Origin of the sequence: Propionispora hippei DSM 15287, from assembly GCF_900141835.1 — a bacterium.
GTDB classification, from domain to species: domain Bacteria; phylum Bacillota; class Negativicutes; order Propionisporales; family Propionisporaceae; genus Propionispora; species Propionispora hippei.
In genome coordinates, this window is sequence record NZ_FQZD01000008.1 from 81,727 (window position 1) to 107,932 (window position 26,206).

Genomic DNA, 26,206 nt, shown 5'->3' on the forward strand with positions numbered 1-26,206 from the left:
AAATGTAGGAATAACTGCTATTCCTACATTTTTTAACGCCTTAAGGCGACAGACCAGGGCAAACGGAACGAAACGGTTAACTTGGTTGTGCAGGTAATATTCTCGCCCGTTTGGAGATTGTTAACCGGGATAAAGTACCTGACCATAATTATACCTTCGCCCTGTCCATTCCATAGAAGAAAAGAACCGTAAGCCGGGAGGTATTTCAGATCCGGCAATATTCTTGGATAACATTTTTGTGAAACTCCCGGCACTTACTTTGAATAATGACGTGACTGGGAGAATAGCAGCAAAAGCCAGTATTAGCAAATGGTAAAGTGCTTTCTCATCTATATACAAATTTTTGGAGGATCTATATAATGAATACATGGTTGACTTTCATTTAAGTAACTAAATATACGGTAGGGAAGAAGGTTGAGTGACATGGAAGGGCATTTGGTTTTACGGCTGTTATTGGCAGGAATCTTTGGCGCAATAATTGGTTTTGAGCGTAAAAGCAAAAGGAAAGAGGCCGGACTGCGTACTCACTTTTTAGTGGCTGTTGGCAGTGCTTTAATCATGATTATATCAAAATATGCGTTTAATGATGTTCTTCCTGAGCATGGGATCGCACTGGATCCCAGCAGAATTGCTGCGCAAGTGGTCAGTGGAATTGGCTTTTTAGGCGTAGGGACCATTATTATTCAACGCCATTCGGTCAGGGGCCTCACTACGGCTGCGGGATTGTGGACCACCTCCGGTATTGGCCTGGCGGTTGGCGCCGGCTTATATTTGTTAGGCTTGGTAGCTACGATCCTGGTGTTGCTGGGCTTGGAAGTCTTAACGAAGCTCTTGCAGATGTTTTTGCCTAAATATGTTCAGATGGCTGTCGATATCAGCGATAAAGCGATCATTGGTCAAATTATAAGTACCTTGAGTGAGCGGGGGATTGAAGTTTCTCTTTGCGAATCAAAGATTCCGCTTAAGACACATAGCGATATTCAGCTTATTTTAAAATTAAATGCTTTAGTGCCCAAAGGCTATGACACTAATAAATTATTGGAAGAAGTACAGTTGATGGCGGGTGTGTGCGCTGTACGCTTTATATGATAAGCGCAGGGTTACATAAAAAACAAAGGTGGAATAGGATATATAAAACGGGCAAGGGAGAATCATTATGTATCCTAAATATCCCTATTATGATAAAGTGAAGAAGTGTGAGGAGCAGCCTATTTCATTTCCACCACAGCATCAGGACCGGCAGCCGGGATTGGAATATATTATGGAGCCGCCGCCTATCTCGGAAAATCCGGATTACCGGGGCAGTGGCAAACTAAAAGGAAAAGTTGCAATTATAACTGGTGGCGACAGCGGTATTGGACGTGCTGTTGCCATTGCTTTTGCTAAAGAAGGGGCAGCGATTGTCATTGTATACTTGAATGAGCAGCGCGACGCCAATGATACGGCCAGGCGGATTGAAGAACTGGGCGGGGAGTGCCTGCTGCTTGCCGGTGATATGCGGGAGGAGCCCTTTGCCGGTTATGTGGTGGAACAGACAATGCAGTGTTTTGGCAAGCTGGATGTTCTTGTCAACAACCACGGGGTCCAGTTCCCTCAGTGCAGCATCATGGATATTTCGGCCAGACAGTTGGAGGACACGTTCCGTACCAATATTTTTTCCTTTTTTTATATGACTAAAGCCGCTTTGCCTTATTTAGACTCCGGCAGTTCCATCATTAATACCGCCTCGGTTACGGCATATGAGGGGAACCGGTATTTAATTGATTATTCGTCGACCAAAGGGGCTATCGTGAGTTTTACACGATCCCTGTCACTTTCCCTGGTAGGGCAGGGAATCCGGGTGAATGCCGTGGCCCCGGGACCGATCTGGACGCCTCTGCAACCGGCAAGCTGGCCGGCTGGTTATATTGCCACGTTTGGCACCGATACCCCGATGAAGCGTCCCGGCCAGCCCTTTGAACTGGCCCCGGCCTATGTCTATCTGGCTTCTCAGGATTCCTGCTTTGTTTCCGGCCAGGTATTGCACGTTAACGGTGGCGTGATTACCGAATCGTAACTCTTTAGAGTGTGAAAGCAATAAGGCGGGAGCAAAGTAAAACAAGATTTTTTTCGACCCTGTATAGAAGCAAACTATACAGGCTTTTTTTATACCTTTTTTACACAGAAATTCATTTACAGGGAGATAAGGCAGCATGTATTTACACACTTAAAAATAGAACTATCAGCAAAGCCTGATTTACGGCCTTTTGCCTTCTAATTAGTGTTTTGTGGCATAGAACTTGCATTTAAATACTTAATGAAACTGATTAATAGGAGGAACCCCATGAGCACATTACAAAAAGCGCTGGATAAAATAACGGCACAAATGACGATAACCGATGAACAAATAGAAAAGATAGCGGAGAACTTTCGCCGGGAAATGGTAAAAGGCCTGGCCGGCGGTAAAAGTTCTTTGAAAATGCTGCCGTCGTTTATTTCAACGCCGGCGGGAACTGAGTCCGGCACCTTTTTGGCCTTGGATTTTGGTGGCACTAATATAAGGGTATTGCTGGTGGATTTATTACAGGACGGAACCTTTGTAGTGCGGGAGCAGCGGATTAAACAACTTAAGGATGAGCAGGGTCAGTATGACTATTTGTATAGCAGAGTGCCCGGTGAAGTACTGTTTGATTTTATTGCCGATCATATTGCCGGTATAGCCGGACCGGAGAGCGCCTATTCTTTGGGGCATACGTTTTCCTTTGCCTGTGCCCAGACCGCTATAAATCAAGCGACACTGCTTCACTGGGGAAAAGAAATTAATGTTACCGGCGTAGAAGGGGTTGATATCAACACCCTGCTTGCCGAAGCCTTGGTAAGGCGCGGCTTGCCTGGCGTAAAACCGCAGGCAATTACGAACGATACGGTGGGAACGCTCCTGACCGCCGCCTATGGCGATCCTTATGCCGATATTGGTTCGATCTGTGGTACGGGGCACAATACGGCTTATCTGGAGACCCATATGCCTGATCGGCCGCCCATGATTATTAATATTGAATCAGGTTTTTTTGATGCTATGGAAACGACCTGCTATGATGATGAGCTTGACCGGGCCAGCGAGTATCCGGGTACAATGCGGCTGGAGAAGATGGTTGCAGGCTGCTATTTGGGTAATTTACTGCGAATTGTCGCCCGGCATTTGCTGCCAAACGGGCTGTTTGCCACTTGCCGGCAAGCAGCGGAGGAAATACTGGAGCAACAGGGCCGCATTTCCAGCCAGGATATCTCGGCTTTACTCAGTGACCGGAGCGCCGACTTGGCAGAGGTAGCCGGTTGGTTGGAGAACAAGCTGAAGCTTACGGTTACTTCCCGGGAAGATCGCCTGGCCATGGTCAAGATGGCCGGGGTGATTGCTACCCGGTCAGCCCGGCTGGTAGGGGCGACGTATATCGGTATTCTTAAGCACATTGATCCCCGGTTAGAGCAAAAGCATACTATTGCCATCGATGGTTCGCTATATGAAAAACTGCCGGGGTATGCCAGGGAGATTCGCCGGATGCTTGACGGGGTATTGAAGGATAAGGCAAAACAGGTGCAGGTGAGACTGTCCAAAGACGGCTCCGGTATTGGGGCGGCGATCGCAGCGGCCATTGCCGTTAACCGGCAGAAATAATGATCAGGCGTTAAAAAACGTCTATATTGAGAGGGTATAACATGAAGGATCAAAGAGGGTTTTTGCTGATTGATGTTTTGCTGGGTTGTTTACTGCTGACAATAGCATTGCTCTCGAGTGGTTTTGCGTTCCAACATTCGGTTAAAGCCTCGGCCTATGTTGAAAATTATAACGGCGCTTTGCGCGTAGCCCGGCAGGTGGCGGAAGCATTACGCACTAACGATGGCGCACAAAGCTTTATTGCCAATATCCCCGATCAAGTGAAAGAGGGCAATATGCTGTATGATGTCAAGGTGTCGCCCCCGGACATTGTTGCAGGAAACGAAAGTTTAGTGGCCGTTACGATAAACGTGTCCTGGGGGACGGATAATCTGACTATTGCCAATTATTATTATTTAAAGCCATGAAGAAGAATGAACAAGGGATGACTCTGGTGGAAATGCTGATTGGTATGGCCATTGCGGCAGTCGTTGGTGCCGGAATACTGGGAGTCTTGTTTACCGCAAGCCGCATATACACCACTTCGGCCGAGCGTCTTGATGCGGCCACGTACAGCCGGGAAGTTTCGTCGGCTATTGCCAATGAGCTTCGCTATGCCAGTAAGGTTTCCATTGGGGAAGCAAGGATACAATATACTGTTGCTGCCGGCACCCGGGAAATGTGGCTGAATACCGAGCAACATGCATTAATAGCCAACGGAGCCGTCATAGCCGCCGGGCAGGTTGAAAAACTGGCCTTCACGGCAGCGGCTGATAAGGATAAGGCTGTTATCACGGCAACCTTTACTCTTTATGGGAGAAAGGAAAACAAAGTTACGGTTATGACGATAAATCCGACCCCGATTGAGTAGGTGAGATTTTGCAACAGAGAGGTTATACGACTATCTTGGCTTTGCTTGTTACCATGTTTCTGCTGGGTATGATGGCCGTATTATTTCCGAAACTGAATAATGCCATATTTGCCAGCAAGACGGAACGCAGCTTGTTAGCTGCCCAGTATGCCGCCGAAGCGGGAGCCAAGCGAGCCATTGCCGCTTTTTATCAGTCTAGTCCTGATTGGACCTGGCTTGATGCCTGGCAAGGTATTGGAACAGGAGCTTATCGGGTGCAAATTGAGCCGCCGCCGGCAAGCTCGGTGGAGTCCGGATCGTATGTGATTACCGCAAAGGGGCGGGATGGCGGCGTGACCAAAACAACCAGCGTTACCGTTACGATCAGCGGCAGGGGGCCTAACTATGCCATGTATGCGGCTAACAATATAGTTATAAACGGGAATCTGCTGCTACAGGGAAAAATAGGGGCAACGGGAATGATAAGCCAAAGCGGAGTAGTTACCTATGTTGATCATGATTCTAAATTGTTGCCGAATCAACAGGAGGATTGGTGGTTTGATGACTATGCCACTTTTAAAAAGTCCAAAACCATGCCAGGTTTTTTAACCAGTGCCAATAGACCGGTTAATTCTGATATCAAGGTAAGTTCGCACCTGGACAAAGGGCAAAACTATAGTAATCAAACGATAGTTATAAACGGCGACCTGCTTTTGTCGGGCACTAAAAACTTTACGAATACATCTATTTTTGTTTCAGGAAATATCGTGAACTCCGGCGATACCAGCTTTACTAATCATTGCCTTGTTGTTGCCGGCAACAGTATAACGGTAAGTGGCAGCAATTTAGGCGGGGCAGTGTATATTTCTTATGGGTCCATTACCTATAGCGGTACGATTAAGGGAGGGGCTGTATATGCTAAAAACGACATTATTGCCAGTGGCAACAGCTCACTTATTTATTCACGGAGCGCTATGGAAGCTAATCAGTTAACAAGCGGCTTTCCCGGGGCTGGAACCAGCCGAACGATGGAAATAAGCTCATGGCGGGAGTAAAAGAGAGAAAGCCGGGATTGCCTCAGGGACAATCCTGGCTTTCTCTTTGGCTGTTTCGATATTGCAGAACAAATAAGATTGCCCCTGCCGCTCCAACAGGAGGCAGGGGCAATGGCTTATTCAAAAACGACAATCGCGTCTTTGCGTTTGATTCTAAGAAGAACGGTTTCCAAAACACGCAGTGTGTGGTTCAGTTTTTCTGGTCCCAGATAACCGGTAATCAGGTCCTGGCCAATGACCAAATCCAGGTTTTGCGGTTCGGCGCAAACCAGTACGGCTTTATTGGTGCCCAGGGCCGGAGTCTGATATACCTGACCGTCCAGCAGTTCTCTTACGCGGGCAATTTCCAGTAAGCCCGTATTCGGTTGCAGCCGTTGTAGCTGGCGGTATAAATCGGGACTCAGTGTTAAAGCAAACTTGCCGACAAAGCCTTTGCCAGCCAGCAGCTCCAGTGCTTCGGCAATATCAGAAAAAGCATTTTCGCCGACTTTCCAATCTTTTTTGGTCAGCGTATTTACACCGGCTGCGGTGGCAAGGCCTTCGTAGCCAAGGTCTTTATTGCCCTGGAAGATCAATTCGTCTTCCTTTCTGGCACAGACAGCGGCGGCGCCGGCGGCTGTTGCCACATCGAGGGGGAGTCCTGTTTGCTTGCTTTGTTCCACATCACGCCAGGGAATGGAAAAATCCTTGTAAAGCAAGGGGATTTCCAGGAACCTTCTGCCCCGGGTTTTTATCACATCCGTATCGTCGCTGTCGCCGAAGAAATCGGTATCGCCCTGGCCGACTGTGCCGTAGTCGTCAATATGTACGCTTTGCGCACCGGCGCCCAGCGGCCCGTAAATATGGATGAATTTCCGGCCCGTCAGTACCTGACGGGCGGTGTTCACGACAAGACTGTCGATTTTTTCCCACTGCTGTTCGGAGAAAGGAGCATCATCCCGTAATAAAAACTCCATGTTCTATACCTCCTGACTATTTTTGAATCAGACTGCCGACAGTCGTGTGGGCAGTTGTTATTTTTTCTACTTTTTCGGAACCGCCGATACCCAGATCTTCCAGCATTTCCTTTACTTCCGCTTCGCCGGAAGCAAAATGTTCAGCTTCTTCCGGGTCCAGATAACGGAGTAACGCCATCAATTCTCCGACGTGAGCTTTTTCCTCGTCACGGATATCGCCAATGACCTCTTTGGCCACAGGATCGTCTGTTGCCTGCACATGAGCGTCATAGATGTAGATTGCTTCCAATTCACCGGCGATATCCAGTCGAATGGCTTGAATCAACTCTTCTTTAGTCAATTTCCGGTTTACGTTTCCCTGAAAGGGGTTTGCAAAATTTGGCATTGTATAGACCATCCTTTCTTTGTTTACATAGGGTTATATAGCTCACTGCCGACGGTAAGCGGCAGAATCACCCGCATATGATGTTGGAAAAATATTGATATTATTATTATAACATAGTATTGTTTTTTATCAATAATCAATCTCCGGGAAATACTCGGCTAAAAGGCCATACCATTAGTATATGTCGTTGCTGGCAGTATCAAACCAATGGCGGCTATAAAATAAAAAACAACAGTCTTTCTTGCCGAAAGAAGACTGTTGCTTGGCGGGTGACTATTTAATTACGATTAAAAGCATTTTAAAGGCTTCGACCGCTTCCAGACCGTGGGGAACATTGGCCGGCATCACGATGGTTTCACCGGCTTTTACCAAATGTTTGTCCGTGCCGATAGTGATTTCCGCCTGGCCGTCGAGCAGGTATACCATGGCGTCGCCAGGTGCCGAATGGGTACTTACCCCTTCTCCACGGGCAAAGGCGAATACGGTAATACTGGTTGTGGGATTTTGTACCAGCGTCAGGCTGATTACCTGTCCCGGCTGGTATTGTACCAGATCGCTCAAGGTCAGGGCGGTGGCAAACTCAATGTTTTTGATGAACTTTTTATCCAATGCAATCACTCCTTGCTATTTGTCGCTATAATATTGTATCTGTTTATAGTATACCGCCGGGTAATGGTTTTTAACTGTGACGGATGTCACAATATTTTACAATACTTTACTTTCGGAGAACTACAGGAAAGCTTACATGTGACCGGTTTGCTTCGCTATGGCGGGAGTGTCAAAAAAAAGGAGGCCGACATATATTATCCTGTAGCCGGAGGCGCAGTTTGCTAATACCCTGGGTCACTTAAATCATTAGGGAACCGCTGATTTAATGAGCCTGCCGGCCTGGGAGAGATTTTTTCGGCCGGCAAGGAAGTAAAACCGCAGGAATAGCGATCCCTATTTTAAGGTTTTGCCGACGCAGCCAGCCGAAAAAAAATCGTCAGGATGTGCAGTGTGAATAAATCAGTGGTCCCTTGAGAAGGTTGCAAGGATTTTTTTCTTCCGAGGCGGAGGAGCCGCGCATATCGGACATATGTAAGGCGACGACAGCGAAGCAGGGTGAAAAAAGAGTGCAGGATTATCCAGGTGTTTAGGTGACACAGAGTACTAGTGTCAGGATAAGAAAACATCTATCTTTTTTTATATATTGATAGTCCAAGGAGATGATAGTTGTGTGTGGTATTGCCGGATGGATTGATTGGGAGAGAAATTTAGCGGAAGAACAGCATACATTGTCGGCCATGGTAAAAACAATGGAGGCCCGCGGACCGGATGCGTCGGGAACGTATATTCGCAATCATGTGGCTTTGGGACACCGCCGGCTGAGTGTGGTAGACCCGGAAAATGGTGCGCAGCCGATGACACGCAAGCGTGGCAAACGGACCTTCACGATTACGTATAACGGGGAGTTATATAATACGCCGGAACTGCGTCAGGAGCTGGAGGCCAGAGGATATTTATTTACCACCAATTGCGATACCGAGGTGCTTTTGACGGCCTATATGGAATGGGGGCCTGCCTGCACCGAAAAACTGAACGGGATTTTTGCCTTTGGCATTTGGGATGAAGAAAACCAGGAATTGTTTCTGGCCCGGGACCGTATTGGTGTCAAACCGTTGTTTTATAGCCTGCGTCCCAGCGGCTTACTGTTCGGTTCTGAAATCAAGGCCCTGCTGGCTAATCCGTTGATCAAGCCGGAGGTGGATGCGGAGGGGTTGGCTGAGATCTTGTTTATCGGGCCGGCCCGTACACCGGGGCACGGTGTATTTAAAGGCATCCGTGAGTTAAAGCCGGGACATTGCCTGGTGTATAACCATACCGGTGCCAAGATCCGGGCTTACTGGTCTTTGCAAAGCCACGACCATGAGGAGGATTTTGACAGTACTGTCCGTGCCGTGCGGGAATTATTGGCCGATACGGTGAAGCGCCAATTGGTGGCCGACGTGCCGGTCTGCACCTTACTGTCGGGAGGACTGGATTCCAGCGCACTCACCGCCTTGGCAGCCGACCATTACAAAGCGGCGGGACTTGGCCGGCTGCATACCTATTCGGTGGATTACCTGGATAACGACAAATATTTCAAGGCCAGCAGTTTCCAGCCAAATGCCGACGCTCCGTGGGTGCTGCGCATGGCGGAAGAGCTGGGCACGGTGCACCATAATATTCTGCTGGATACGCCGGAACTGGCTGGCAGTTTGCCGCAGGCGGCGATTGCCCGTGATTTGCCGGGCATGGCGGATGTGGATACTTCTTTATATCTGTTCTGCCGGGAAATTAAAAAAGGCGCCACCGTGGCGCTGTCGGGTGAGTGCGCTGACGAAGTGTTCGGCGGCTATCCCTGGTTTCGCCGGGAAGATATGATTTCAGCCGATACCTTTCCCTGGTCGATGAAGCCGGAAATCCGTCTGGAATGGCTGTCTCCTTCGGTTACGGCCAACTTAAAACCGCTGCAGTATGTGGCGGAGCGGTATCATGAAGCGCTGCAGGAAGTACCCCGGCTGCCCGGCGAAGACAGCTATGCCGCCCGGATGCGGGAGATTTTCTATTTGAGTCTGACCCGTTGGATGCCTACCCTGCTGGACAGGAAAGACCGGATGAGCATGGCTTTCGGCCTGGAGGTGCGGGTGCCGTTTTGTGATCACCGGATTGTGGAATACGTGTGGAATGTGCCCTGGGAAATGAAAAATTATAAAGACCGCGAAAAGGGGCTGCTGCGGCAGGCGCTCGCCGGACTTTTGCCGGAAGATATTCTGTGGCGGAAAAAGAGCCCTTATCCAAAGACGCATAATCCATCCTATTTACAGGCCGTAAGAAACCGTGTCCGGGAAATTCTGGATACACCGTCCTCCAATCTGCGCTATCTGGTCAATGAGCAAAAAATCCGGCAGATGATGGAAGAAGAAGGCGATGTTGTATTTAATACGCCCTGGTTTGGCCAGTTGATGGCCGGACCGCAGATTTTTGCCTATCTGATCCAGGTGGATGCCTGGCTGCGGGAATATAAAGTAAATCTGGTATAGCCGGCAGTTTTCTGCTAAGGCGTATCTGAGAATGAACGGAATACGGCGAGTGGACTTTTGCGTTAGACAAGGCAATATTTTGAAGGAATAGTGGACTCTATTGCAAAAAATGTTAACCAAGTATGGTACAAAAATCACCGCCAGGGGACATTTCGGAGGTTTTCAGACACGCCCTAACATCCATAAAGTGTAAATGACGAATCAGGACAGACATGATATACTATGTTATGTAACCTAAACTGCTATTTACAGAGAGGATGTTAGAACGAAGATGAAAACCATGCATACCAAAGCTAGAGCCTTGGCCGTTTGCGCGTTGGTTTTGTTTATGTTTGCCCTGGCCGGTTGCGGCGGCGGCGGCTCAAACCTGAAGCGGGAAAGCGGACTGTCGGCCACAGGGGTTGTGGATACCTTCTATAGCCTGGCCAAAGCTAATAAAATCAACGAGGCAGGACTTTATGTCTCTTCTTCTTCCAAAAGCAGTGCCCAGGCGGTAAAACAGTTTATTTCCGATAACGGTGATTTGAGTCAGATTAAAAAATCAAACCTGCTTTCGGTTAAACAGGCGGCAGCCCAAGGTAATTATGCCGTTGTGGTCGCTACACTGCAGGAGCAGGGAACACTTAAGATAACCGTAAAACCGGTGGGCTTGGAAAAAGTAAACGGTGAATGGTATATTGTCGATTTTAATCAAATCTACCAGAATGCCAAGTATCAGGTACTGCAACAGTTGTTGGAAAACGTGAATTTGTAGATGTGGTGAACAGGCAACCCTGCATAAGCAGGGTTGCTTTTATATTACCTTTTTTTAACCGACGCCGGTGGAACAGTTACTTTTTTTCAAACTAACTGTTTCCTTAATTTCAATAAGCAGGAAATTAAATAGCCGGGGAGTATAGTAGTTTGTAAAAGAATTTACTATTTTTAAACTTTTTATAGATGTTATTGGAGGGTTTAAAAATAGTAAAAATCAAAAAAAAAATTAAAAAACTGTAATTAAATCTGCAAAAATGGTAAATGATAAATATTAAATTTGTAAGTTCAGTTACAAATTTTAAAAGAATAATGCCTGGATATGCTGGATTTTACTTGTATAGTAACAATTTTAGCAAAATGTTGGCACGTTTATTGCAGATATAATAGGCAGGAGGGCTGGAAGTGAAAGATAAACTCCGCGATATCATACTGCAAGAGAACCGCAAGGAACCCTTTACCGATATGGAGTTGAGCGACAAGCTGGCTGTAAGCCGCGAATATGTGACACTGTTGCGTAAGGACTTGAATATTGCCGACTCACGGGAACGAAAAAAAACGTATATCTGTGAGGCAATCAGCAATCTATTGGCCGGCAACAGACAGATGGCTTACCGTGAACTGGCTCAGACTTTGAAAAAAGAAGGGTATCAGGTTTCACGCTATTTGCTGGATAAATATCTGGAAGAAGTGGAAGAGCGTGCGCCGGTTCAACGGGTTGCCGACAATACGGGCACTTCCCTGGAAAAAGCTCCAAAGGCCGTCCCGGAAGCGGATGGAGGCCACTATATGGCTTTCAGCAATCTGGTAGGCGCCAGTGGCAGTCTGGAAATGCAAATTCAGCAGGCGAAAGCGTCGATGCTGTATCCGCCCAATGGATTGCATTGTCTGATTCTGGGCGAAACCGGGGTAGGGAAAAGTGAAATGGCGGAGGCTATGTACAAATTTGCGGTGGAAAGCAAGCGTTTGCCGCCGGAAGCCCCGTTTATTGTTTTTAACTGCGCCGACTATGCCGATAACGGACAGCTTTTGATTTCACACCTGTTCGGCAGCGTGAAGGGGGCGTACACCGGTGCGGTCAGTGATCGCAAGGGCTTGGTGGAACAGGCCCACGGCGGTATTTTGTTTCTTGATGAAGTCCACCGGCTGACCTCGGAAGGCCAGGAGATGCTGTTTCATCTGATGGACAAAGGGCGATTTCGCCGGTTAGGCGAATCGGAGTTTGTCCGTGAAGTGCAAGTGCAGCTTATTGCCGCCACCACGGAAAATGTTGAAACCTCGCTATTGGCAACTTTTAAACGGCGGATTCCGATGATCATTGAAATGCCGTCGCTTAGAGAACGGCCGCTGAATGAACGCCTGAAACTGATCAAGACCTTCTTTGGCTACGAATCCACGCGGATGAACGCGCCGATTCATGTATCCATGGATGTGATGAAATCATTTTTGCTTTATGAATGTCTGGGGAATATTGGTCAGCTTAAGAGTGATATTCAGGTAATTTGCGCCAAAAGTTTTCTGGCTTTTGTCATGGAAAAGGATGAATGCGTCAATATTGATGTCCGGGACTTAAATGTTCATGTCAAAAAGGGACTTATGAAAATCAACAGCAAACGTCAGGAAATTGACACGCTGATTTGGCAGGATTTTAGGTTTAGTCCGGAAAGGCATCATATTTCAAATAATATCGAAAATGACATTTACAGTTTTTCCAAGGAATTTTACGGATATATCGAAAAGACCTATACCGAATACTTGGAGCAAGGCTTAAGCACCCATGAAATCAGCCGTGTGCTGGGCAGCCAAATTGAAAAGAAGCTGCAAACAGTTATCAAGCACGTAAAAGGCAGTTTGTCGCCAATTTCGCACGATGAGGTGGCCAAGGTAGTCGGAACCGAGACAATTGCCCTGGTGGAAGAACTCCTGAAGATTGCCGAAGCGGCGCTGGGTAAAATGGATGCATCCATCTTCTATTGCCTGGCGATTCACTTGAATGCCACCTTCAACCGGCTGAAACAAGGCAGGGAAATTGTCAATCCAAATCTGGAAGATATCAAGGTAAAGTGCAGTGAAGAATATACCGTAGCTTTGGCCATGGTGGACTATATTAAGAAGTATTACGGCCTGGAATTGCCGGAGGATGAAGTCGGGTTTATCGCGCTTTATCTGCATGGCAACAAGGAGGAAGACGAGGCCAAGGTGGCTGTTTTGGTGGTCACCCATGGCAATGCCGGCAGCGGGATGGTGGAAATCGCCAATAAGCTGCTCAATGTCAACCATGGTAAGGCCGTTGTCATGAATCTGGAAGAAAATCCTCATGACGTACTTGAACGTATGGTTTCGGTGGTGCATGCCGCCGATGAGGGAAAAGGCGTATTGTTACTGGTGGATATGGGTTCGCTCCTCACTTTCGGTGAGATCATTTACGAGCGCACCGGCATTCCGGTTGAGACGATCGACCGGGTAGACACCGTTATGGTCATTGAGGCCATCCGGCGCAGCCTGCTGCCCGGCTCCACATTGCGGGATGTCGTATATGCCATAGAAACCCTGAACTACACGTTTAAGAAAACCCGGGTAAACCAAAACCTGCCGAAGCGTCAGAAAGCCATTATATCCTTGTGTTTAACCGGGGAAGGAATGGCCATCCACTGCAGCCGCTTATTAAAAAAGATGCTGGGGGACAAACTGAAAGACGTAGCCATTATTCATATGGGAGTTATCGGCAAAAGAGACCTGTACAAGCAGATTCAGGAAACCATGAACCAATATGAAATTGTGGCCATTATCGGCAGTATCGATCCCAAATATTACGGTATTCCTTATGTGTCGATGGAGGATCTCCTAAATGTCAACGGCAAAGAGCAAATCATCAATCTGCTCGATCATGGCAGTAAATTCAGCCTGATCAGCGGCTATCACAATCTGATTCCCAATGTGGTGCGTGAGGCTAAAATCGTGATGATGCCTGCCATTAAGACCAAACAGGAGCTTTTAAAAGTTCTCTGTGACAGCATTATTAAGGAAGGCTATGTAAAGCCCGGCTATTATGAAGCCGTGCTGGAGCGTGAAAGCATGGGCAGCTATGTCATCAATCAAAAGGTCGCTTTGCCCCATGCCGACAGCAGTTATGTGAATCACTCTGTGGTTGTGATAGCCAAAATGCCGGAACCGATTGTCTGGGACGAAGAAAGCCAGGTATCTATTATCTGTCTCCTGGCTCTCGACATCAATGGCAAAGACGGTGTGCGCTATTTATACAATACATTTAAAAACGATGAACTTGTAGCTCAATTGGAAAAGCTGCAAAGTGTACAGGAATTTAGGGAGGTCTTACTGAATGAGCAAGATTAATTTTACCGAAAGCTTGATACTTACCGGCATAGAAGCCAAAACCAACATGGAAGTATTGGAATGTATGGCAGCCAACCTGTGTGAACAGGGTATGGTAAAAGAAAGTTATAAACAGGCAATCAAAGATAGGGAAAACAATTTTGCCACTGGGTTGCCGACATCCAGTGTGGGTGTAGCCATACCCCATACGGACATTGAACATGTTAATCAAGCTGCCATTAGCGTAGGCGTCTTGAAAGAGGAAGTCAATTTCGGCATCATGGGAGAGGAAGAAAGTACTGTCCCGGTAAAAGTGGTGTTCATGCTGGCGATGAAAGAAAGCCATGCCCAGCTTGAACTGCTGCAGAAATTGATGCAAATTTTTCAGGATGAAAGCGCACTGACTACACTAGCAACCGCAGCTTCCAAAACAGTAATTAAAGAACTGGTCAGTGCAAAACTTGGCTTGGAAGGAGGTGAATAATAATGGCTAGAAAAGTTGTATTGGTAGCTTGTGGCACTGGGATTGCAACCTCGACCGTTGTATCTGAAGCAGTGGGTAAAATCGCGAAGGAAAACAAATTGGACGTGGAAGTAGTGCAGTGCAAAATTACCGAGGTCCCCGGTTATGTAGAACGCGCATCGCTTTTGGTAACTACTACCATCGTTAAACAGGAATTCCCGTTCCCGGTTATTAATGCCAGAGCTTTTTTAACTGGTATTGGTCTGGATGCTGTTAAAGCGCAAATTCTCGATGAACTAAAGAAATAATATAAGAGTAAATAGTATGGAGGGATTGCAGTGGAAAATTTAATTCCTATGTTTCAGGCATTTTTGGGCCTAGGCCCGACGGTAATCTTACCGGTAGCCGTTTTCTTCCTGGGTATGCTGTTCGGTCAGACTCCCGGCAGATCGTTCCGTTCAGGTCTTATTATTGGTGTTGGCTTTACAGGTATCTTCATGGTGGTTGACCTGCTGGTTTCCAATCTGGCTCCGGCAGCGCAAGGCATGGTACACCGTTTCGGTATTGGACTTAATATTATTGATATCGGCTGGCCGGGCGCAGCAAGTATTGCCTGGGCATCACCGGTAGCAGCATTGGTTATTCCCGTAGGTTTGGTTGTAAACATCATCATGCTGGTTACCAAAACGACAAAAACGATGGACATCGACCTTTGGAACTACTGGCATTTTACTTTCTGCGGCGCGTTTGTTTATTCCTTGAGCGGCAGCTTGGCACAAGCCCTGATTGCAGCAGTTATCTTTGAAATTGTTATTTTGAAAATTGCCGACTGGACAGCTCCGATGCTGGAAGAGTACTTCGAATTACCGGGTATTTCCGTTCCGACAGGCAGCACCATTTCTTATGCTCCGATCGGTATTCCTCTTATTTGGTTGATTCAGAAAATTCCCGTAATTAAAGATCTTCATGCTGATCCGGACACAATCCAAAAACGTTTCGGTATCTTCGGCGAACCGATCTTCATGGGCTTGATCTTAGGTTGCGTACTTGGCGGTTTGGCTGGTTATGATCTTGGCAAAATCGTTAAAGTAGGCGTGGCAATGGGTGCTGTTATGTTCCTGATGCCGAGAATGGTTAAAATCCTGATGGAAGGCCTTATTCCTATCTCGGAATCGGCCCGTGAATTCCTGAACAAAAAATTCGGTGAAAAAGATGTGTATATCGGTCTGGACGCTGCTGTTGCAATTGGCCATCCGTCCGTTATCGCTACTGCTTTGATTCTGGTTCCTATTACAATCTTCTTGGCAGTTGTTCTTCCTGGCAACAAAGTATTACCGTTCGGTGACTTGGCAACCATTCCGTTTATCGTATGCTTCATCGTCGGTGCTGCCAGAGGCAACATCGTTCACTCCGTTATCGCCGGTACCGTTGTACTCGCTATGTCTCTCTATATGGCAACCGACGTGGCTGTGTTCCATACTCAGATGGCTGTGGACGCTCACTTCAAAATGCCGGAAGGCACAAACCTTATCTCCAGTATTGACCAAGGCGGTAACTTGATTCACTGGTTAATCTATAAATTATTCGCTTTATTCAACTAAGTAAAGCAGTATAATTAAATCAACAAGCGCCTTCCTGGGCTGGCATTTACGGATGCCAGCCCAAAAGGCGCATAATAAACAGACATTGGAGGGGATTTCATGAAAGCGTTGGTAAAACAAGAATTGGGTCATGGCAATCTAATTGTTGTCGACAGAGAAGAGCCGGCAGTAGGCCCTAATCAGGTTAAAATTAAAATTAAATTCGCCGGCATCTGCGGATCTGACCTGCATACGTATGAAGGGAAATACAAGGTGGCTGTTCCCGTTACCTTAGGCCATGAATTTGCCGGTGAAGTAGTGGAAGTGGGCGAAGGGGTAACGGAATTTAAAGTCGGTGACCGCGTTACTTCGGAAACTACCTTCCATATTTGCGGCGAGTGCAGATATTGCAAGTCTCAGGACTATAACCTCTGCAGTCATCGTAAAGGCCTGGGGTCGCAGGTTCATGGCGCCTTCACCAACTATCTGATTGCCCGCAAGGAAAGCGTACATATGCTGCCGGAAAATGTGGACTACCTGGCTGCCTCCATGACCGAAGCGGTAGCCTGTGCCCACCACGCCGTGATGAAAAGCAGTGTAAAACCGGGCGATGTAGCCGTCATTTTGGGACCGGGACCCATTGGACTTTTGGTGGCCCAGATTGCCAAGCATTATGGCGCCAAAACCGTGATTACCGGGTTGTCCAAAGATAAAAGCAGACTTGACAAAGGGTTGAGCCTGGGCGTTGATGTGGCGGTAGATATCCAGACCCAGGATTTAAAACAGATTGTTAATGATTTAACTGATGGTTATGGCGCTGATATCGTGTTTGAATGCACCGGTGCACCGCCTTCCTTAAATACCGGTTTGGACCTCTTACGCAAGCAGGGCGAATACGTGCAGGTCGGTATTTTCCCGCAGACGGAAATCTCCACTGACTTTGAAAAAATCATTCAGAAGGAAATCCGGGTGATGGGCTGCCGCAGTCAGAAACCGGCTGATTGGGAGCCGTCGCTGCATTTGATGAACATCGGCGCCGTAAAAGCTCATGAACTGGTATCCCACCAGTTTAAAATCAACGAATGGGACAAAGCCTACGACGCCATTAAAAAAGGCGAAGCGATCAAGGTCGTGCTGGCTCCGCTGGAAGACTAGGGTTGATTTAATGAGCCTGCCAGCCTGGCGAGAGATTTTTTCGGCTGGCAAGGAAGTAAAGCCGCAGGAATAGCGGTTCCTATTTTAAGGCTTGGCTGACGCAGTCAGACGGAAAAAGATCCGCCAGGCTGTGCGGTGTGAATAAATCAGTGGTTCCCTAGGATTAAGAACAATTGACAAAGTAATTCCTGCTGGTTTTAGCAAAAATTCTTTGTAAACAAAGGAGAATGACTTTTACAAATGTAAACAGTCATTTCTTTTTGTGAAAAAAATTTAATTATCCCTGTTTTTTTATCCGAAAAGATAGTATATAATATAACTATATTCCAGGCATTACCGTTATGCCTATTGTGCGGCAACGGTAATTGTGGATAAATAAGAGGTAAGAAGCATACTCTATTTCCGACAGGAACTGGAGATACTTAAACGAAAGGTGAATGCGGATGAATACGACTGAGCTAAAGAAAATAGCCACTAAAGTAAGAATTAACATCGTTGATATGTTAGCTGCTGCAGGATCCGGCCATCCGGGCGGATCGTTATCGATGACCGACATACTGACCGTGTTATATTTTACGAAAATGAACATTCGGACTAATGAACCTAAATGGGAAGACAGAGACAGATTTGTCCTGTCCAAAGGCCATGCAGCGCCCGGCTTGTATGCCGTGCTGGCCGAAAGAGGCTTTTTCCCGGTGGAAAACCTCAAAACCTTAAGAAAATTCGAGTCCACGTTACAGGGCCATCCGGATATGAAGAAAACTCCCGGTGTCGATATGTCGACCGGTTCCCTGGGACAAGGCCTGTCTGCCGCTAACGGTATGGCTATTGCCGGTAAATTGGACAAAAAGGATTATCATGTCTATGCTATTGTCGGCGACGGCGAACTACAGGAAGGCCAGATTTGGGAAGCAGCCATGTCTTCGGCTCACTACAAACTGGATAACCTGACTATATTTGTTGACCATAACGGCCTGCAGATTGACGGCACCAACGAAGAAGTTATGAACGTAAACCCGGTAACTGATAAATTTGCCGCTTTTGGTTGGAATGTCATCTCCATCGATGGCCATAATCCGGAAGAAATCGGTGCCGCCATTGATCAGGCTAAAACGGTAAAAGGCAAACCGACCGTTATTGTTGCCAAAACAGTAAAAGGCAAAGGCGTTTCCTTCATGGAAAACCAGGTTGGCTGGCATGGCAGTGCGCCGAACAAGGAACAAAGAGATCAAGCAATTGCTGAATTAGAAGGGAGCCTGTAAGCATGAGCATCGCAACAAGAGAAGCCTATGGTCAGGCTTTAGTAGAACTTAGCAAAAACCCTAAGGTGGTAGTCCTTGACGCCGATTTGGCAAAAGCTACGAAAACCATTGATTTTAAAAAAGCATGCCCTGAACGCTTCTTTGATATGGGTATTTCCGAGCAGGATATGATTGGAACGGCCGCCGGTCTGGCTACCTGCGGCAAGATTCCTTTTGCCAGCACCTTTGCTATTTTTGCTGCCGGCCGCGCTTTTGAACAAATCAGAAACTCCGTGGCTTATCCGAAACTGAACGTGAAAATTGCGGCAACCCATGCCGGCGTAACCGTCGGCGAAGATGGTGGCAGCCATCAGGCCGTAGAAGATATTTCCTTGATGCGCAGCATTCCCAACATGGTTGTGCTGAACCCTGCCGATGCGATCGAAGCTAAGCAGGCCATCGCCTTTGCGGCTGAATACTACGGACCTGTTTACATCAGACTGGGCCGGGCAGCTACGCCGGCCATCCATGACGAAAGCTATAAGTTTGAAATGGGTAAAGGCGAAGTGTTGCGGGAAGGCAAAGACGTAGCCATTATTGCCACAGGCATTATGGTAGCCAAAGCGCTGGAAGCAGCCGACCAATTAAAAGCCGAAGGTATTGAAGCTACCGTTGTCAATATTGGCACCATTAAGCCGCTGGACAAAGAATTGGTGATCAAAGTAGCCAAAGCCACCGGCAAAGTGGTAACTGCCGAAGAACATAGCGTAGTTGGCGGTTTAGGTTCTGCCGTATGCGAATTGCTAGCGCAGGAACATCCGACCAAGGTTCGTATGATCGGTATTAACGATTGCTTCGGCAGCTCAGGCAAACCGGCCGAACTCTTAGCCTGTCACAGCCTGACTGCAGAATGCATTGCCGGTACGGTAAAGTCTTTCTAAGATAGAAGGAGATAGATGATGTCGGTAAAAATATCGCCATCGATATTGGGAGCGAATTTCTGTAATCTGGAGCAGGACATCAAGGTGCTGGAGCAACATGCAGTGCCTGTTCTGCATCTGGATGTGATGGACGGCCATTTTGTTCCGAATATTACGTTTGGCCCTGATCAAATAAAAATGCTGCGTTCGGTTACGGAAAAAATGGAGTTTGATGCCCATCTGATGGTGACCGATGCCGACTCCCTGCTGGCCCGTCTGGCTGATGCCGGGGTGGATTCGGTAACCGTTCATGTAGAGGCCTGTCCTCATTTGTACCGGACGCTGACTACCATCAAAAATCTGGGGATGAAGGCCGGTGTGGCCTTAAACCCGGCTACGCCGATCGATACGATCAAGCATGTAGGACATATGCTTGACCGTGTATTAATCATGACAGTTGAACCGGGTTTTGGCGGACAGAAATTTATTCCCGGTATGCTGGATAAAATTGCTGAGCTGAACCAATACAAACAAGAAAAAAGTCTGGGCTTTTCCATTCAAGTGGACGGCGGCATCAACCTTGGCAATATAGCCGAGGTAGTTCGTCATGGCGCCAGTGATATTGTTATTGGTTCCTCTATGTTTAATGGTTCGCTGGAGAAAAACATTCAGGATTTTTACGCCGCTCTTAAATAAAGGAAGGCTAAATATGGTAAGGAGGTGCTGGCATGATCGCTTTAGGTGCCGACCATGGTGGATACCAGCTTAAGAATGCAATTAAAAAACACTTGGAAAGCAAGGGAATTGCCTGTAAGGATTTCGGAACCAACTCGGCCGACAGCGTCGATTACCCGAATTATGCGTTAGCCGTAGCCAACAGCATCAAGTCCGGCGAATGCACGGAAGGGATATTGTGCTGCGGTACCGGTGTGGGTATTTCCATCGCGGCCAATAAGATTGACGGCATCCGCGCTGCCTTAGTGGGGGATGTGTTCACTGCCAAGTTAACCAAGGAGCATAATAATTCCAATGTGCTCTGCCTGGGTGAAAGAGTCATCGGCCAGGGACTGGCGTTGATGATTGTCGATACCTGGCTGGAAGCCGGTTATGCAGGGGCCCATCATCAAAAACGCCTGGATTTGCTTGTCGAGCTGGAGAAAAACCAGAGCTGTTAACAGTTTGGGCAACCTGTAGCAGTGACAGCAAAAGTTAGTAAGTAATATGGTCCAACGCAAGTATAAACTGTAAATTGCAAGGTATTGCCAGTACCTTGTCGGCCTTAAGCTTGACAAGGTACTGTTCTTTTTTGTTTGTAAAGATTTACAGTTTATAGGATATCTATAAGTCTGTAAATCTTTATTTATTCTCTCCGGAAGTCTCCTAAATCTGTGGACAAAAGTGCAAAAATACCGTGCAAAACCAGGTGTTGGGCGGGTTTATTAATTTTTTATTCTGATTTGTGAAAAAATGAACATTTTTTTGCCGAAGTACTTGAAATAGTGGTTATAAGTTTGCTAAAATAACATATCACTACTTTTCAGTCTTTCAGGAAGTCTTCTGCACAAAAGAGTGAAAAAAATCACATATGGTAAATACTGAAAGCAGAATCAGCATTTAAATCGAAAGGATGTTTAGTTATGGGAGAAAATAACAGACCTCATGTAGTTATCATAGGCGGCGGTTTTGGCGGACTCAAGGCTGCGCAATCGCTGGCTCATGCACCGGTACGGGTGACTTTGGTGGAAAAACGCAATTATCAGTTGTTCCAGCCGCTTCTATATCAGGTTGCCACGGCGGAACTGGAACCGTCCGATATTGCTTATCCGTTGCGCGATATTCTGCGTTATCAGAAGAATATTGAATTCCGTATGACCAGAGTATCGAAAATCGATGCGGATAACAAAAAGGTAATGACCATCGACGGCAAGGATATTACCTATGATTATCTGATTATTGCTTCTGGGGGTTCCAGCAACTTTTTCGGCATGCAGTCCATTGAAGAAAATGCCTTTGGCTTAAAAGATATGGAAGATGCCATCGGTTTGCGCAATCACATTCTAAGCATGGTGGAACGGGCCGAGTATGAAGAGGACCCGGAAGTGCGTAAAGCCCTCCTGACTTTTGTCGTGGTCGGCGGCGGTCCTACCGGCGTGGAAACAGCAGGAGCTATATCAGAATTGATGAGCATGGTGCTGGTAAAGGATTTCCCGCGACTAAACTTAAAGGAAGTAAAGGTCATTCTTTTGGAAGCAGCGACCTGTCTGCTGCCGGTTATGCCGCAGCATCATCGCGATTATACGGTGGAAATACTGCGTAAAAAGAAGGTAGATGTCCGTTTGGAAGCCAAAGTGGTTGACTTTAACGGCGAAAGAGTATTGTTGGCCGGCGACGAAGTTATTCCGTCCCATACCTTGGTCTGGGGTGCCGGGGTACAAGCTGCCAGCGTCGCCCGCGAAAGCGGCCTGAAGCTTGCCAGCATGCGCCGGATTGCCGTTACTTCGACACTGCAGGTGGAAAGCCATCCGGAAGTGTATGCCATTGGTGACTCCTCTCATTTTGAGCAGGACGGACGCCCGTTGCCGATGATCGCTCCGGTCGCCACCCAGGGAGCCGCTGTGGTTGCCAAAAACATCTGCCATGCGATTAAGGGGGAAGCCCAGGAAACCTTTGTTTATAAAGATCCCGGCGCCATGGCGATTATTGGTCGTAATGTGGCGGTGGCCCGCATGGGTAACTGGGAACCGACCGGCTTTGTTGCCTGGCTGTTGTGGCTGGTTGTTCATGTCATCCGTTTAGTCGGCGCCAGAAACCGTATCATTACCGTCATCAACTGGGCTTGGGAGTATTTCTTCTACGACCGCAGCGTTCGGTTAATTATGCCGAATGTAAATAAACAGATCAAAGAGTAGCAAAATACTATTTGACAATAGCGGTAAACTTGGTTATTATATAAGCAATAAATGATCAGCTGAGTTAATTTATTATTGTTACAAAGAAATAACTGGCAATAGAGCCTGACAAAAATGTCGTGTACATGACATTTCTTGTTGGGCTTTTTTTTCTGCAATGAAACAGCAAGGTGAAAAATAATCATACCGGCAGGGCAAAGAGGCTCATTTTGACGTACGGGAAACTGTCTGTTGAAGTGAGCCTTTTTGTTTTGCCTATTAAGGAGGATGTGTATGGAAACAAGCATGAAATGTGAAGCAGCCCCTGTGGCACCGGTGGAGGACGTAAAACTTACCCGGGTATTAAAGCCGGTTCATCTGTGGGCGCTGGCGGTAGGTCTTGTTATATCGGGTAATTATTTTGGCTGGAGCTATGGCTTTGCGGCCGGAGGGGCTGTCGGCCTGGCCTTGGCGCTGATCCCGGTTACTATTTTCTATGTTACCTTTATTTTGTCTTATTCCGAGCTGGCTACAGCCATTCCCCATGCCGGCGGTCCTTCGGCCTATGCCCGCCGGGGGCTTGGTAAGTTCTGGGGCTATATGAACGGTATCAGTTGCCTGATTGAATTCGTTTTTGCGCCACCGGCCATTGCTCTGGCAGTTGGCGGCTATATTCACAATATGCTGCCGGGCATTCCTGTCCTGACCGCTACCGTCATCGCTTTCCTGTTATTTATCTTTATCAATTACTGGGGTATGAAAACCTCGGCTACCTTTGAACTGATTGTGACCATTGTGGCTCTAGTCGGCCTGGTGCTTTACTGGGCGCTGGCGCTGCCGCATTTTGAACTGTCCAGACTCACGGCAGAGCCCATGCTGCCTAACGGCATGAGTGGTGTGATGGCGGCAGTTCCCTTTGCCATCTGGTTTTATCTGGCCATTGAGGGGGGCGCTATGTCGGCGGAGGAAATGGTCAATCCTCAGAAGGATATATCGATAGGCTTCCTGAGCGGTATGGGCACACTGATGGTGATGGCTTTCGCCACGCTGCTGCTAACAGCCGGCATTACCGACACCAAGCTTGTTGATTCCATTGATTTTCCGCTGCCCATGGCGCTGTCCGGCATTTATGGCGAAGGGTCCTTTATTGTACTGCTAATTAACTTTATCGGATTGTTTGGTCTGATTGCCTCGCTGCATGGCATTATTTTCGGCTATTCCCGCCAGACCTATGCGATGGCCCGAACCGGCTATCTTCCCAAGTTTCTGGCTTATGTCCATCCAAAACACCGGACGCCTGTCTGGGGTCTGATTGTTCCAGGTATGATCGGCTTAGGCGCCGCTCTGACCGGATTAACCAATGTGGTTATTATCATATCGGCCTTTGGCTCGGTAGTGATGTATATTATCAGCCTGGTAAGTCTGTTTGTGCTTCGTTCGCGGGAACCGGAACTGAAGCGCCCCTTTAAAGTATCTTATCCGATTGTTCCCCTGATCAGTATTGCCATGGCCATATTTTGTCTGGGCAGCCTGCTGTATACTTCCAGCGAGGCGCTAACCTGGGTATGCGGCGTGTATGTTGTTTCCATCATTTATTACTTCATCTGGGGGAATAAAAATATCCGTCCCTTTGAAGAAGAATTCGGCGTACTGGATGAATTGGATTAATCTAACCGCCAGCCGAGTATCGCTGCGTATTGACAGGATAAAATAGAATATGGTTAACTAAGTGATAAATATAAGTAGTTGTGTGTAAGTGGTTGCGGCGGAGGATAAAGTCATGGTTAAAATAACGGGATTGCTGCGTGAGTTATGTCTGGAGTATACGTACCTGACAGAACCGGATATTGTGATTCTGGAAAATATAGCGGGTCAGCTGGACATAACCGCTGAACTGACAGGGACGGATGTTTTCATTGATGCCCTGTGCAGGAACAGCAGCGACTCAATTGTATTGGCCTGGGCTCATTCTTCCGCCAACCGTTCTTTGTACAACCGCAGCGTGGTCGGTCAATTGGCCTATGCGGAGAAAGAGCCGGCTGTGTATAAAGCACTGACCGGCGGGCAAATTATGCGGGATATCCGCGGCATTAGCCAGGAAGGGGTGCCGATTGCCCAGACGGTTGTGCCGGTTACCAATCTGGCGAAACACGTGATTGGCGTATTGATCATGGAAAAGGATATTTCGGAAGAAATACGGCAGGAGGAACAGGTTCAATTTTTAAGTCAGACGGCGGAGCACCTGAGCCGGACTTTGATGGACTTCACCACGACAGGCTGGGGCTGGGAAGAATGGCTGGGCAGTGGCATTTTCGTGCTTGATCAGGCCGGAGCCATTACCTATACCAATAAGCATGCCGAACGCATGCTGGAGGTATTGTGCGGTGCCGGGGAACTGAAAGAAAACCTGATTACCGCCTTGTCCTACGGTTCGCTGGAGGAACTGGTGGAGGGCTTGAAAAAGGCGGTCAACCTGGAATTTGGCCATGTCAGTTACTTGTGTCAGGCCCATCCTCTGGTTACGGACGGGGAGCTAAGCGGCTGTGTGGTATCGGTACAGGATGTGACCGAGCTGCGGCAAAAGGAAAAGGAACTGGATGTAAAAAGTGCGGTCATTCAGGAAATTCATCACCGGGTTAAAAATACGCTGCAAAACGTAGTATCGTTGCTGCGTCTGCAGATGAACCGCTCCCGCTCGGAAACGGTTCAGAGTGAGTTTGCCACCTGTGTCAACCGCATTCTTTCCATTTCCCGGGTTCATGAGGTGCTGGCCCGGCAATCCTGGGAAACTGTCGATTTGAAGGAACTGGCCGAATACATCGTATCTAACATCGTTGCCGGCTACAGTCTGGCTGAACAGGAGATTGTTACCCAGGTGGAGGGAGCATCCATTATGATACCGGCGCAGCAGAGCGTGCCGGTAGCGCTGGTACTAAATGAATTGGTGACCAACAGCCTGAAGCACGGGATCAAGACTGAGACAGACGGTGAAATCCGGGTAAGCATTTGGGAAACGGCCGGCTGTATTACCATTCAGGTGATTGACAGCGGCGCCGAGACGGTGCTGAAGCAGTTGCCGGCAGGCAATAAGCTGGGCCTCTATATTGTCCAGTTGCTTATTTGCGATCAACTGGGCGGTTCATTTTCCCTCAGCCGGCAGCACGGCTCAACAGTTGCGACCATATCTTTTCTTTCAGGTGGAAAGGAGCAGACAGTGTGAAACCATTATCCATATTGCTGGCCGAAGATGAAGTACTGATCCGGGTAGATATTAAGGAGATGCTGGAGAAAGCGGGCCATATTGTCTGCGCCGAATGCGGCGATGGAATGAGGGCTATCGAACTGGCCAAACAGACAGCGCCGGAGCTGGTCATTCTGGATGTGATGATGCCGGGGCTGGACGGGATCGAGACAGCCAAGGTGATGCACAGTCTCAACATACCGGTGGTTATGGTAACGGCCTACAGTCAGCCTAATACGATCAAACGGGCGGAAGCTGTCCATGTGTACGGTTATCTGATTAAGCCGGTATCGGAAAAGAATTTGCTGGCTACCGTACAAATCGCCTATGGACGCTGGCAGGATATGTGTCAGGTCCATCAGGAACTGCAGGCCACCAAGGAGCAGCTGGAAAACCAGAAGCTGATCGCCCGGGCCAGAGCGTTTGTCCAGGACCGGCTGAACCTTTCGGCCCAGGAGGCGCATAACCGGATGCTCCGGGAGGCCATGCGGCATCAGGTGACGGTAGCCCAAATTGCCCGGCGGATTATTGATCGGGAAAAGAAATGAAATGAAGTAAAAGGGAATAAGTTGGCAAAAGAGCCTGTAGAAAAAGCTGTCCCTGGGGCGGTCTTTTTTAGCAGCTCTTTTTTTATTGCAGGCAAGGAAAAGAGTATTTGCCGGCTCTTGCCGACAGCGGTAAAAATGCCTG

General features: G+C 47.8%; 24 protein-coding genes. 21 read left to right on the plus strand and 3 right to left on the minus strand.

All coding sequences use genetic code 11. From position 1 onward, the window contains the following. Window positions 1–423 precede the first annotated feature (423 nt). From F3H20_RS05855 to F3H20_RS05880, 6 genes are all read left to right on the plus strand, one after another. Window positions 424–1,089: an MgtC/SapB family protein gene (locus F3H20_RS05855; protein ID WP_149734017.1), complete on the plus strand. Its 666-nt coding sequence runs from the start codon at window positions 424–426 to the stop codon at window positions 1,087–1,089. Between the two features lie 67 nt (window positions 1,090–1,156). After that, on the plus strand, window positions 1,157–2,056 hold the full coding sequence (locus F3H20_RS05860) for an SDR family oxidoreductase (RefSeq protein WP_149734018.1): 900 nt from the start codon (window positions 1,157–1,159) through the stop codon (window positions 2,054–2,056). 267 nt (window positions 2,057–2,323) lie between these two features. Beyond that, entirely contained in the window at window positions 2,324–3,652 is a 1,329-nt protein-coding gene (locus F3H20_RS05865) for a hexokinase family protein (protein WP_149734019.1), read from the plus strand. Between the two features lie 41 nt (window positions 3,653–3,693). Beyond that, window positions 3,694–4,059, plus strand: coding sequence for a PilV family protein (locus F3H20_RS05870; RefSeq protein ID WP_149734020.1), 366 nt, complete (start codon window positions 3,694–3,696; stop codon window positions 4,057–4,059). Beyond that, entirely contained in the window at window positions 4,056–4,502 is a 447-nt protein-coding gene (locus F3H20_RS05875; RefSeq protein WP_149734021.1) for a PilW family protein, read from the plus strand. The genes F3H20_RS05870 and F3H20_RS05875 overlap by 4 nt, the downstream gene beginning before the upstream one ends. Window positions 4,503–4,510: 8 nt before the next feature. Beyond that, window positions 4,511–5,536 carry a hypothetical protein gene (locus F3H20_RS05880; protein ID WP_149734022.1) on the plus strand — a complete coding sequence of 342 codons (1,026 nt, stop codon included), beginning with the start codon at window positions 4,511–4,513 and terminating at the stop codon, window positions 5,534–5,536. Window positions 5,537–5,652: 116 nt separating this feature from the next. Here F3H20_RS05880 and F3H20_RS05885 read toward each other — a convergent pair whose 3' ends face one another. From F3H20_RS05885 to F3H20_RS05895, 3 genes are all read right to left on the minus strand, one after another. Continuing rightward, a complete protein-coding gene (locus F3H20_RS05885; RefSeq protein ID WP_149734023.1) occupies window positions 5,653–6,492 on the minus strand; it encodes a family 1 encapsulin nanocompartment shell protein in 840 nt (279 codons plus the stop codon). A 16-nt stretch (window positions 6,493–6,508) separates the two neighbouring features. Further along, window positions 6,509–6,877, minus strand: a complete 369-nt coding sequence (locus F3H20_RS05890) for a demethoxyubiquinone hydroxylase family protein (protein WP_091747104.1) — start codon at window positions 6,875–6,877, stop codon at window positions 6,509–6,511. A gap of 273 nt (window positions 6,878–7,150) precedes the next feature. After that, the gene (locus F3H20_RS05895; protein WP_149734024.1) at window positions 7,151–7,486 is read right to left on the minus strand and encodes a cupin domain-containing protein; all 336 of its coding nucleotides are present in this window, start codon (window positions 7,484–7,486) and stop codon (window positions 7,151–7,153) included. Between the two features lie 599 nt (window positions 7,487–8,085). Between F3H20_RS05895 and asnB the strand changes: the two genes are divergently transcribed. The 15 genes from asnB to F3H20_RS05970 all read left to right on the plus strand — a co-directional run bounded on the left by asnB (window position 8,086) and on the right by F3H20_RS05970 (window position 26,064). Continuing rightward, entirely contained in the window at window positions 8,086–9,942 is a 1,857-nt protein-coding gene (gene asnB, locus F3H20_RS05900) for an asparagine synthase (glutamine-hydrolyzing) (RefSeq protein WP_223191643.1), read from the plus strand. Window positions 9,943–10,213: 271 nt separating this feature from the next. Continuing rightward, on the plus strand, window positions 10,214–10,696 hold the full coding sequence (locus F3H20_RS05905; RefSeq protein ID WP_223191644.1) for a hypothetical protein: 483 nt from the start codon (window positions 10,214–10,216) through the stop codon (window positions 10,694–10,696). A gap of 404 nt (window positions 10,697–11,100) precedes the next feature. Further along, a complete protein-coding gene (locus F3H20_RS05910) occupies window positions 11,101–14,049 on the plus strand; it encodes a sigma 54-interacting transcriptional regulator (protein WP_149734026.1) in 2,949 nt (982 codons plus the stop codon). Continuing rightward, window positions 14,036–14,512: a PTS sugar transporter subunit IIA gene (locus F3H20_RS05915; RefSeq protein WP_149734027.1), complete on the plus strand. Its 477-nt coding sequence runs from the start codon at window positions 14,036–14,038 to the stop codon at window positions 14,510–14,512. The genes F3H20_RS05910 and F3H20_RS05915 overlap by 14 nt, the downstream gene beginning before the upstream one ends. 2 nt (window positions 14,513–14,514) lie before the next feature. Further along, window positions 14,515–14,799, plus strand: coding sequence for a PTS sugar transporter subunit IIB (locus F3H20_RS05920; protein WP_091747089.1), 285 nt, complete (start codon window positions 14,515–14,517; stop codon window positions 14,797–14,799). Window positions 14,800–14,847: 48 nt separating this feature from the next. Further along, window positions 14,848–16,092 carry a PTS galactitol transporter subunit IIC gene (locus tag F3H20_RS05925; protein ID WP_149734093.1) on the plus strand — a complete coding sequence of 415 codons (1,245 nt, stop codon included), beginning with the start codon at window positions 14,848–14,850 and terminating at the stop codon, window positions 16,090–16,092. A 99-nt stretch (window positions 16,093–16,191) separates the two neighbouring features. After that, window positions 16,192–17,226, plus strand: coding sequence for a zinc-binding dehydrogenase (locus tag F3H20_RS05930; RefSeq protein WP_149734028.1), 1,035 nt, complete (start codon window positions 16,192–16,194; stop codon window positions 17,224–17,226). Window positions 17,227–17,669: 443 nt separating this feature from the next. Further along, complete coding sequence (locus F3H20_RS05935) at window positions 17,670–18,488, plus strand: transketolase (RefSeq protein ID WP_091747083.1); 819 nt, start codon at window positions 17,670–17,672, stop codon at window positions 18,486–18,488. A 2-nt stretch (window positions 18,489–18,490) separates the two neighbouring features. Continuing rightward, window positions 18,491–19,408: a transketolase family protein gene (locus tag F3H20_RS05940; protein WP_149734029.1), complete on the plus strand. Its 918-nt coding sequence runs from the start codon at window positions 18,491–18,493 to the stop codon at window positions 19,406–19,408. A gap of 15 nt (window positions 19,409–19,423) precedes the next feature. Further along, window positions 19,424–20,083 (plus strand): ribulose-phosphate 3-epimerase, encoded by a 660-nt coding sequence (gene rpe / locus F3H20_RS05945; RefSeq protein ID WP_223191646.1) that lies wholly within the window; start codon window positions 19,424–19,426, stop codon window positions 20,081–20,083. A gap of 32 nt (window positions 20,084–20,115) precedes the next feature. Further along, window positions 20,116–20,562 (plus strand): ribose 5-phosphate isomerase B, encoded by a 447-nt coding sequence (rpiB, locus tag F3H20_RS05950; protein ID WP_149734030.1) that lies wholly within the window; start codon window positions 20,116–20,118, stop codon window positions 20,560–20,562. 462 nt (window positions 20,563–21,024) lie between these two features. Then, window positions 21,025–22,296, plus strand: coding sequence for an NAD(P)/FAD-dependent oxidoreductase (locus tag F3H20_RS05955; protein WP_149734031.1), 1,272 nt, complete (start codon window positions 21,025–21,027; stop codon window positions 22,294–22,296). A gap of 273 nt (window positions 22,297–22,569) precedes the next feature. Continuing rightward, window positions 22,570–23,943, plus strand: coding sequence for an ethanolamine permease (eat, locus tag F3H20_RS05960; RefSeq protein ID WP_223191647.1), 1,374 nt, complete (start codon window positions 22,570–22,572; stop codon window positions 23,941–23,943). 112 nt (window positions 23,944–24,055) lie between these two features. Continuing rightward, window positions 24,056–25,495: a sensor histidine kinase gene (locus F3H20_RS05965; protein WP_149734032.1), complete on the plus strand. Its 1,440-nt coding sequence runs from the start codon at window positions 24,056–24,058 to the stop codon at window positions 25,493–25,495. Further along, on the plus strand, window positions 25,492–26,064 hold the full coding sequence (locus F3H20_RS05970; protein WP_149734033.1) for an ANTAR domain-containing response regulator: 573 nt from the start codon (window positions 25,492–25,494) through the stop codon (window positions 26,062–26,064). The genes F3H20_RS05965 and F3H20_RS05970 overlap by 4 nt, the downstream gene beginning before the upstream one ends. Window positions 26,065–26,206: the final 142 nt, after the last annotated feature.

What these genes read in the sequence shown, in the direction of transcription:
- F3H20_RS05955 (WP_149734031.1), top strand. Translation starts at nt 21,025, where the DNA reads ATGGGAGAAAATAACAGACCTCATGTAGTTATCATAGGCGGCGGTTTT.
- F3H20_RS05915 (WP_149734027.1), top strand. Translation starts at nt 14,036, where the DNA reads ATGAGCAAGATTAATTTTACCGAAAGCTTGATACTTACCGGCATAGAA.
- F3H20_RS05860 (WP_149734018.1), top strand. Translation starts at nt 1,157, where the DNA reads ATGTATCCTAAATATCCCTATTATGATAAAGTGAAGAAGTGTGAGGAG.
- F3H20_RS05875 (WP_149734021.1), top strand. Translation starts at nt 4,056, where the DNA reads ATGAAGAAGAATGAACAAGGGATGACTCTGGTGGAAATGCTGATTGGT.
- rpiB (WP_149734030.1), top strand. Translation starts at nt 20,116, where the DNA reads ATGATCGCTTTAGGTGCCGACCATGGTGGATACCAGCTTAAGAATGCA.
- F3H20_RS05920 (WP_091747089.1), top strand. Translation starts at nt 14,515, where the DNA reads ATGGCTAGAAAAGTTGTATTGGTAGCTTGTGGCACTGGGATTGCAACC.
- F3H20_RS05925 (WP_149734093.1), top strand. Translation starts at nt 14,848, where the DNA reads ATGTTTCAGGCATTTTTGGGCCTAGGCCCGACGGTAATCTTACCGGTA.
- F3H20_RS05930 (WP_149734028.1), top strand. Translation starts at nt 16,192, where the DNA reads ATGAAAGCGTTGGTAAAACAAGAATTGGGTCATGGCAATCTAATTGTT.
- rpe (WP_223191646.1), top strand. Translation starts at nt 19,424, where the DNA reads ATGATGTCGGTAAAAATATCGCCATCGATATTGGGAGCGAATTTCTGT.
- asnB (WP_223191643.1), top strand. Translation starts at nt 8,086, where the DNA reads ATGATAGTTGTGTGTGGTATTGCCGGATGGATTGATTGGGAGAGAAAT.
- F3H20_RS05965 (WP_149734032.1), top strand. Translation starts at nt 24,056, where the DNA reads ATGGTTAAAATAACGGGATTGCTGCGTGAGTTATGTCTGGAGTATACG.
- F3H20_RS05885 (WP_149734023.1), bottom strand. Translation starts at nt 6,492, where the DNA reads ATGGAGTTTTTATTACGGGATGATGCTCCTTTCTCCGAACAGCAGTGG.
- F3H20_RS05940 (WP_149734029.1), top strand. Translation starts at nt 18,491, where the DNA reads ATGAGCATCGCAACAAGAGAAGCCTATGGTCAGGCTTTAGTAGAACTT.
- eat (WP_223191647.1), top strand. Translation starts at nt 22,570, where the DNA reads ATGGAAACAAGCATGAAATGTGAAGCAGCCCCTGTGGCACCGGTGGAG.
- F3H20_RS05890 (WP_091747104.1), bottom strand. Translation starts at nt 6,877, where the DNA reads ATGCCAAATTTTGCAAACCCCTTTCAGGGAAACGTAAACCGGAAATTG.
- F3H20_RS05865 (WP_149734019.1), top strand. Translation starts at nt 2,324, where the DNA reads ATGAGCACATTACAAAAAGCGCTGGATAAAATAACGGCACAAATGACG.
- F3H20_RS05855 (WP_149734017.1), top strand. Translation starts at nt 424, where the DNA reads ATGGAAGGGCATTTGGTTTTACGGCTGTTATTGGCAGGAATCTTTGGC.
- F3H20_RS05935 (WP_091747083.1), top strand. Translation starts at nt 17,670, where the DNA reads ATGAATACGACTGAGCTAAAGAAAATAGCCACTAAAGTAAGAATTAAC.
- F3H20_RS05905 (WP_223191644.1), top strand. Translation starts at nt 10,214, where the DNA reads ATGAAAACCATGCATACCAAAGCTAGAGCCTTGGCCGTTTGCGCGTTG.
- F3H20_RS05870 (WP_149734020.1), top strand. Translation starts at nt 3,694, where the DNA reads ATGAAGGATCAAAGAGGGTTTTTGCTGATTGATGTTTTGCTGGGTTGT.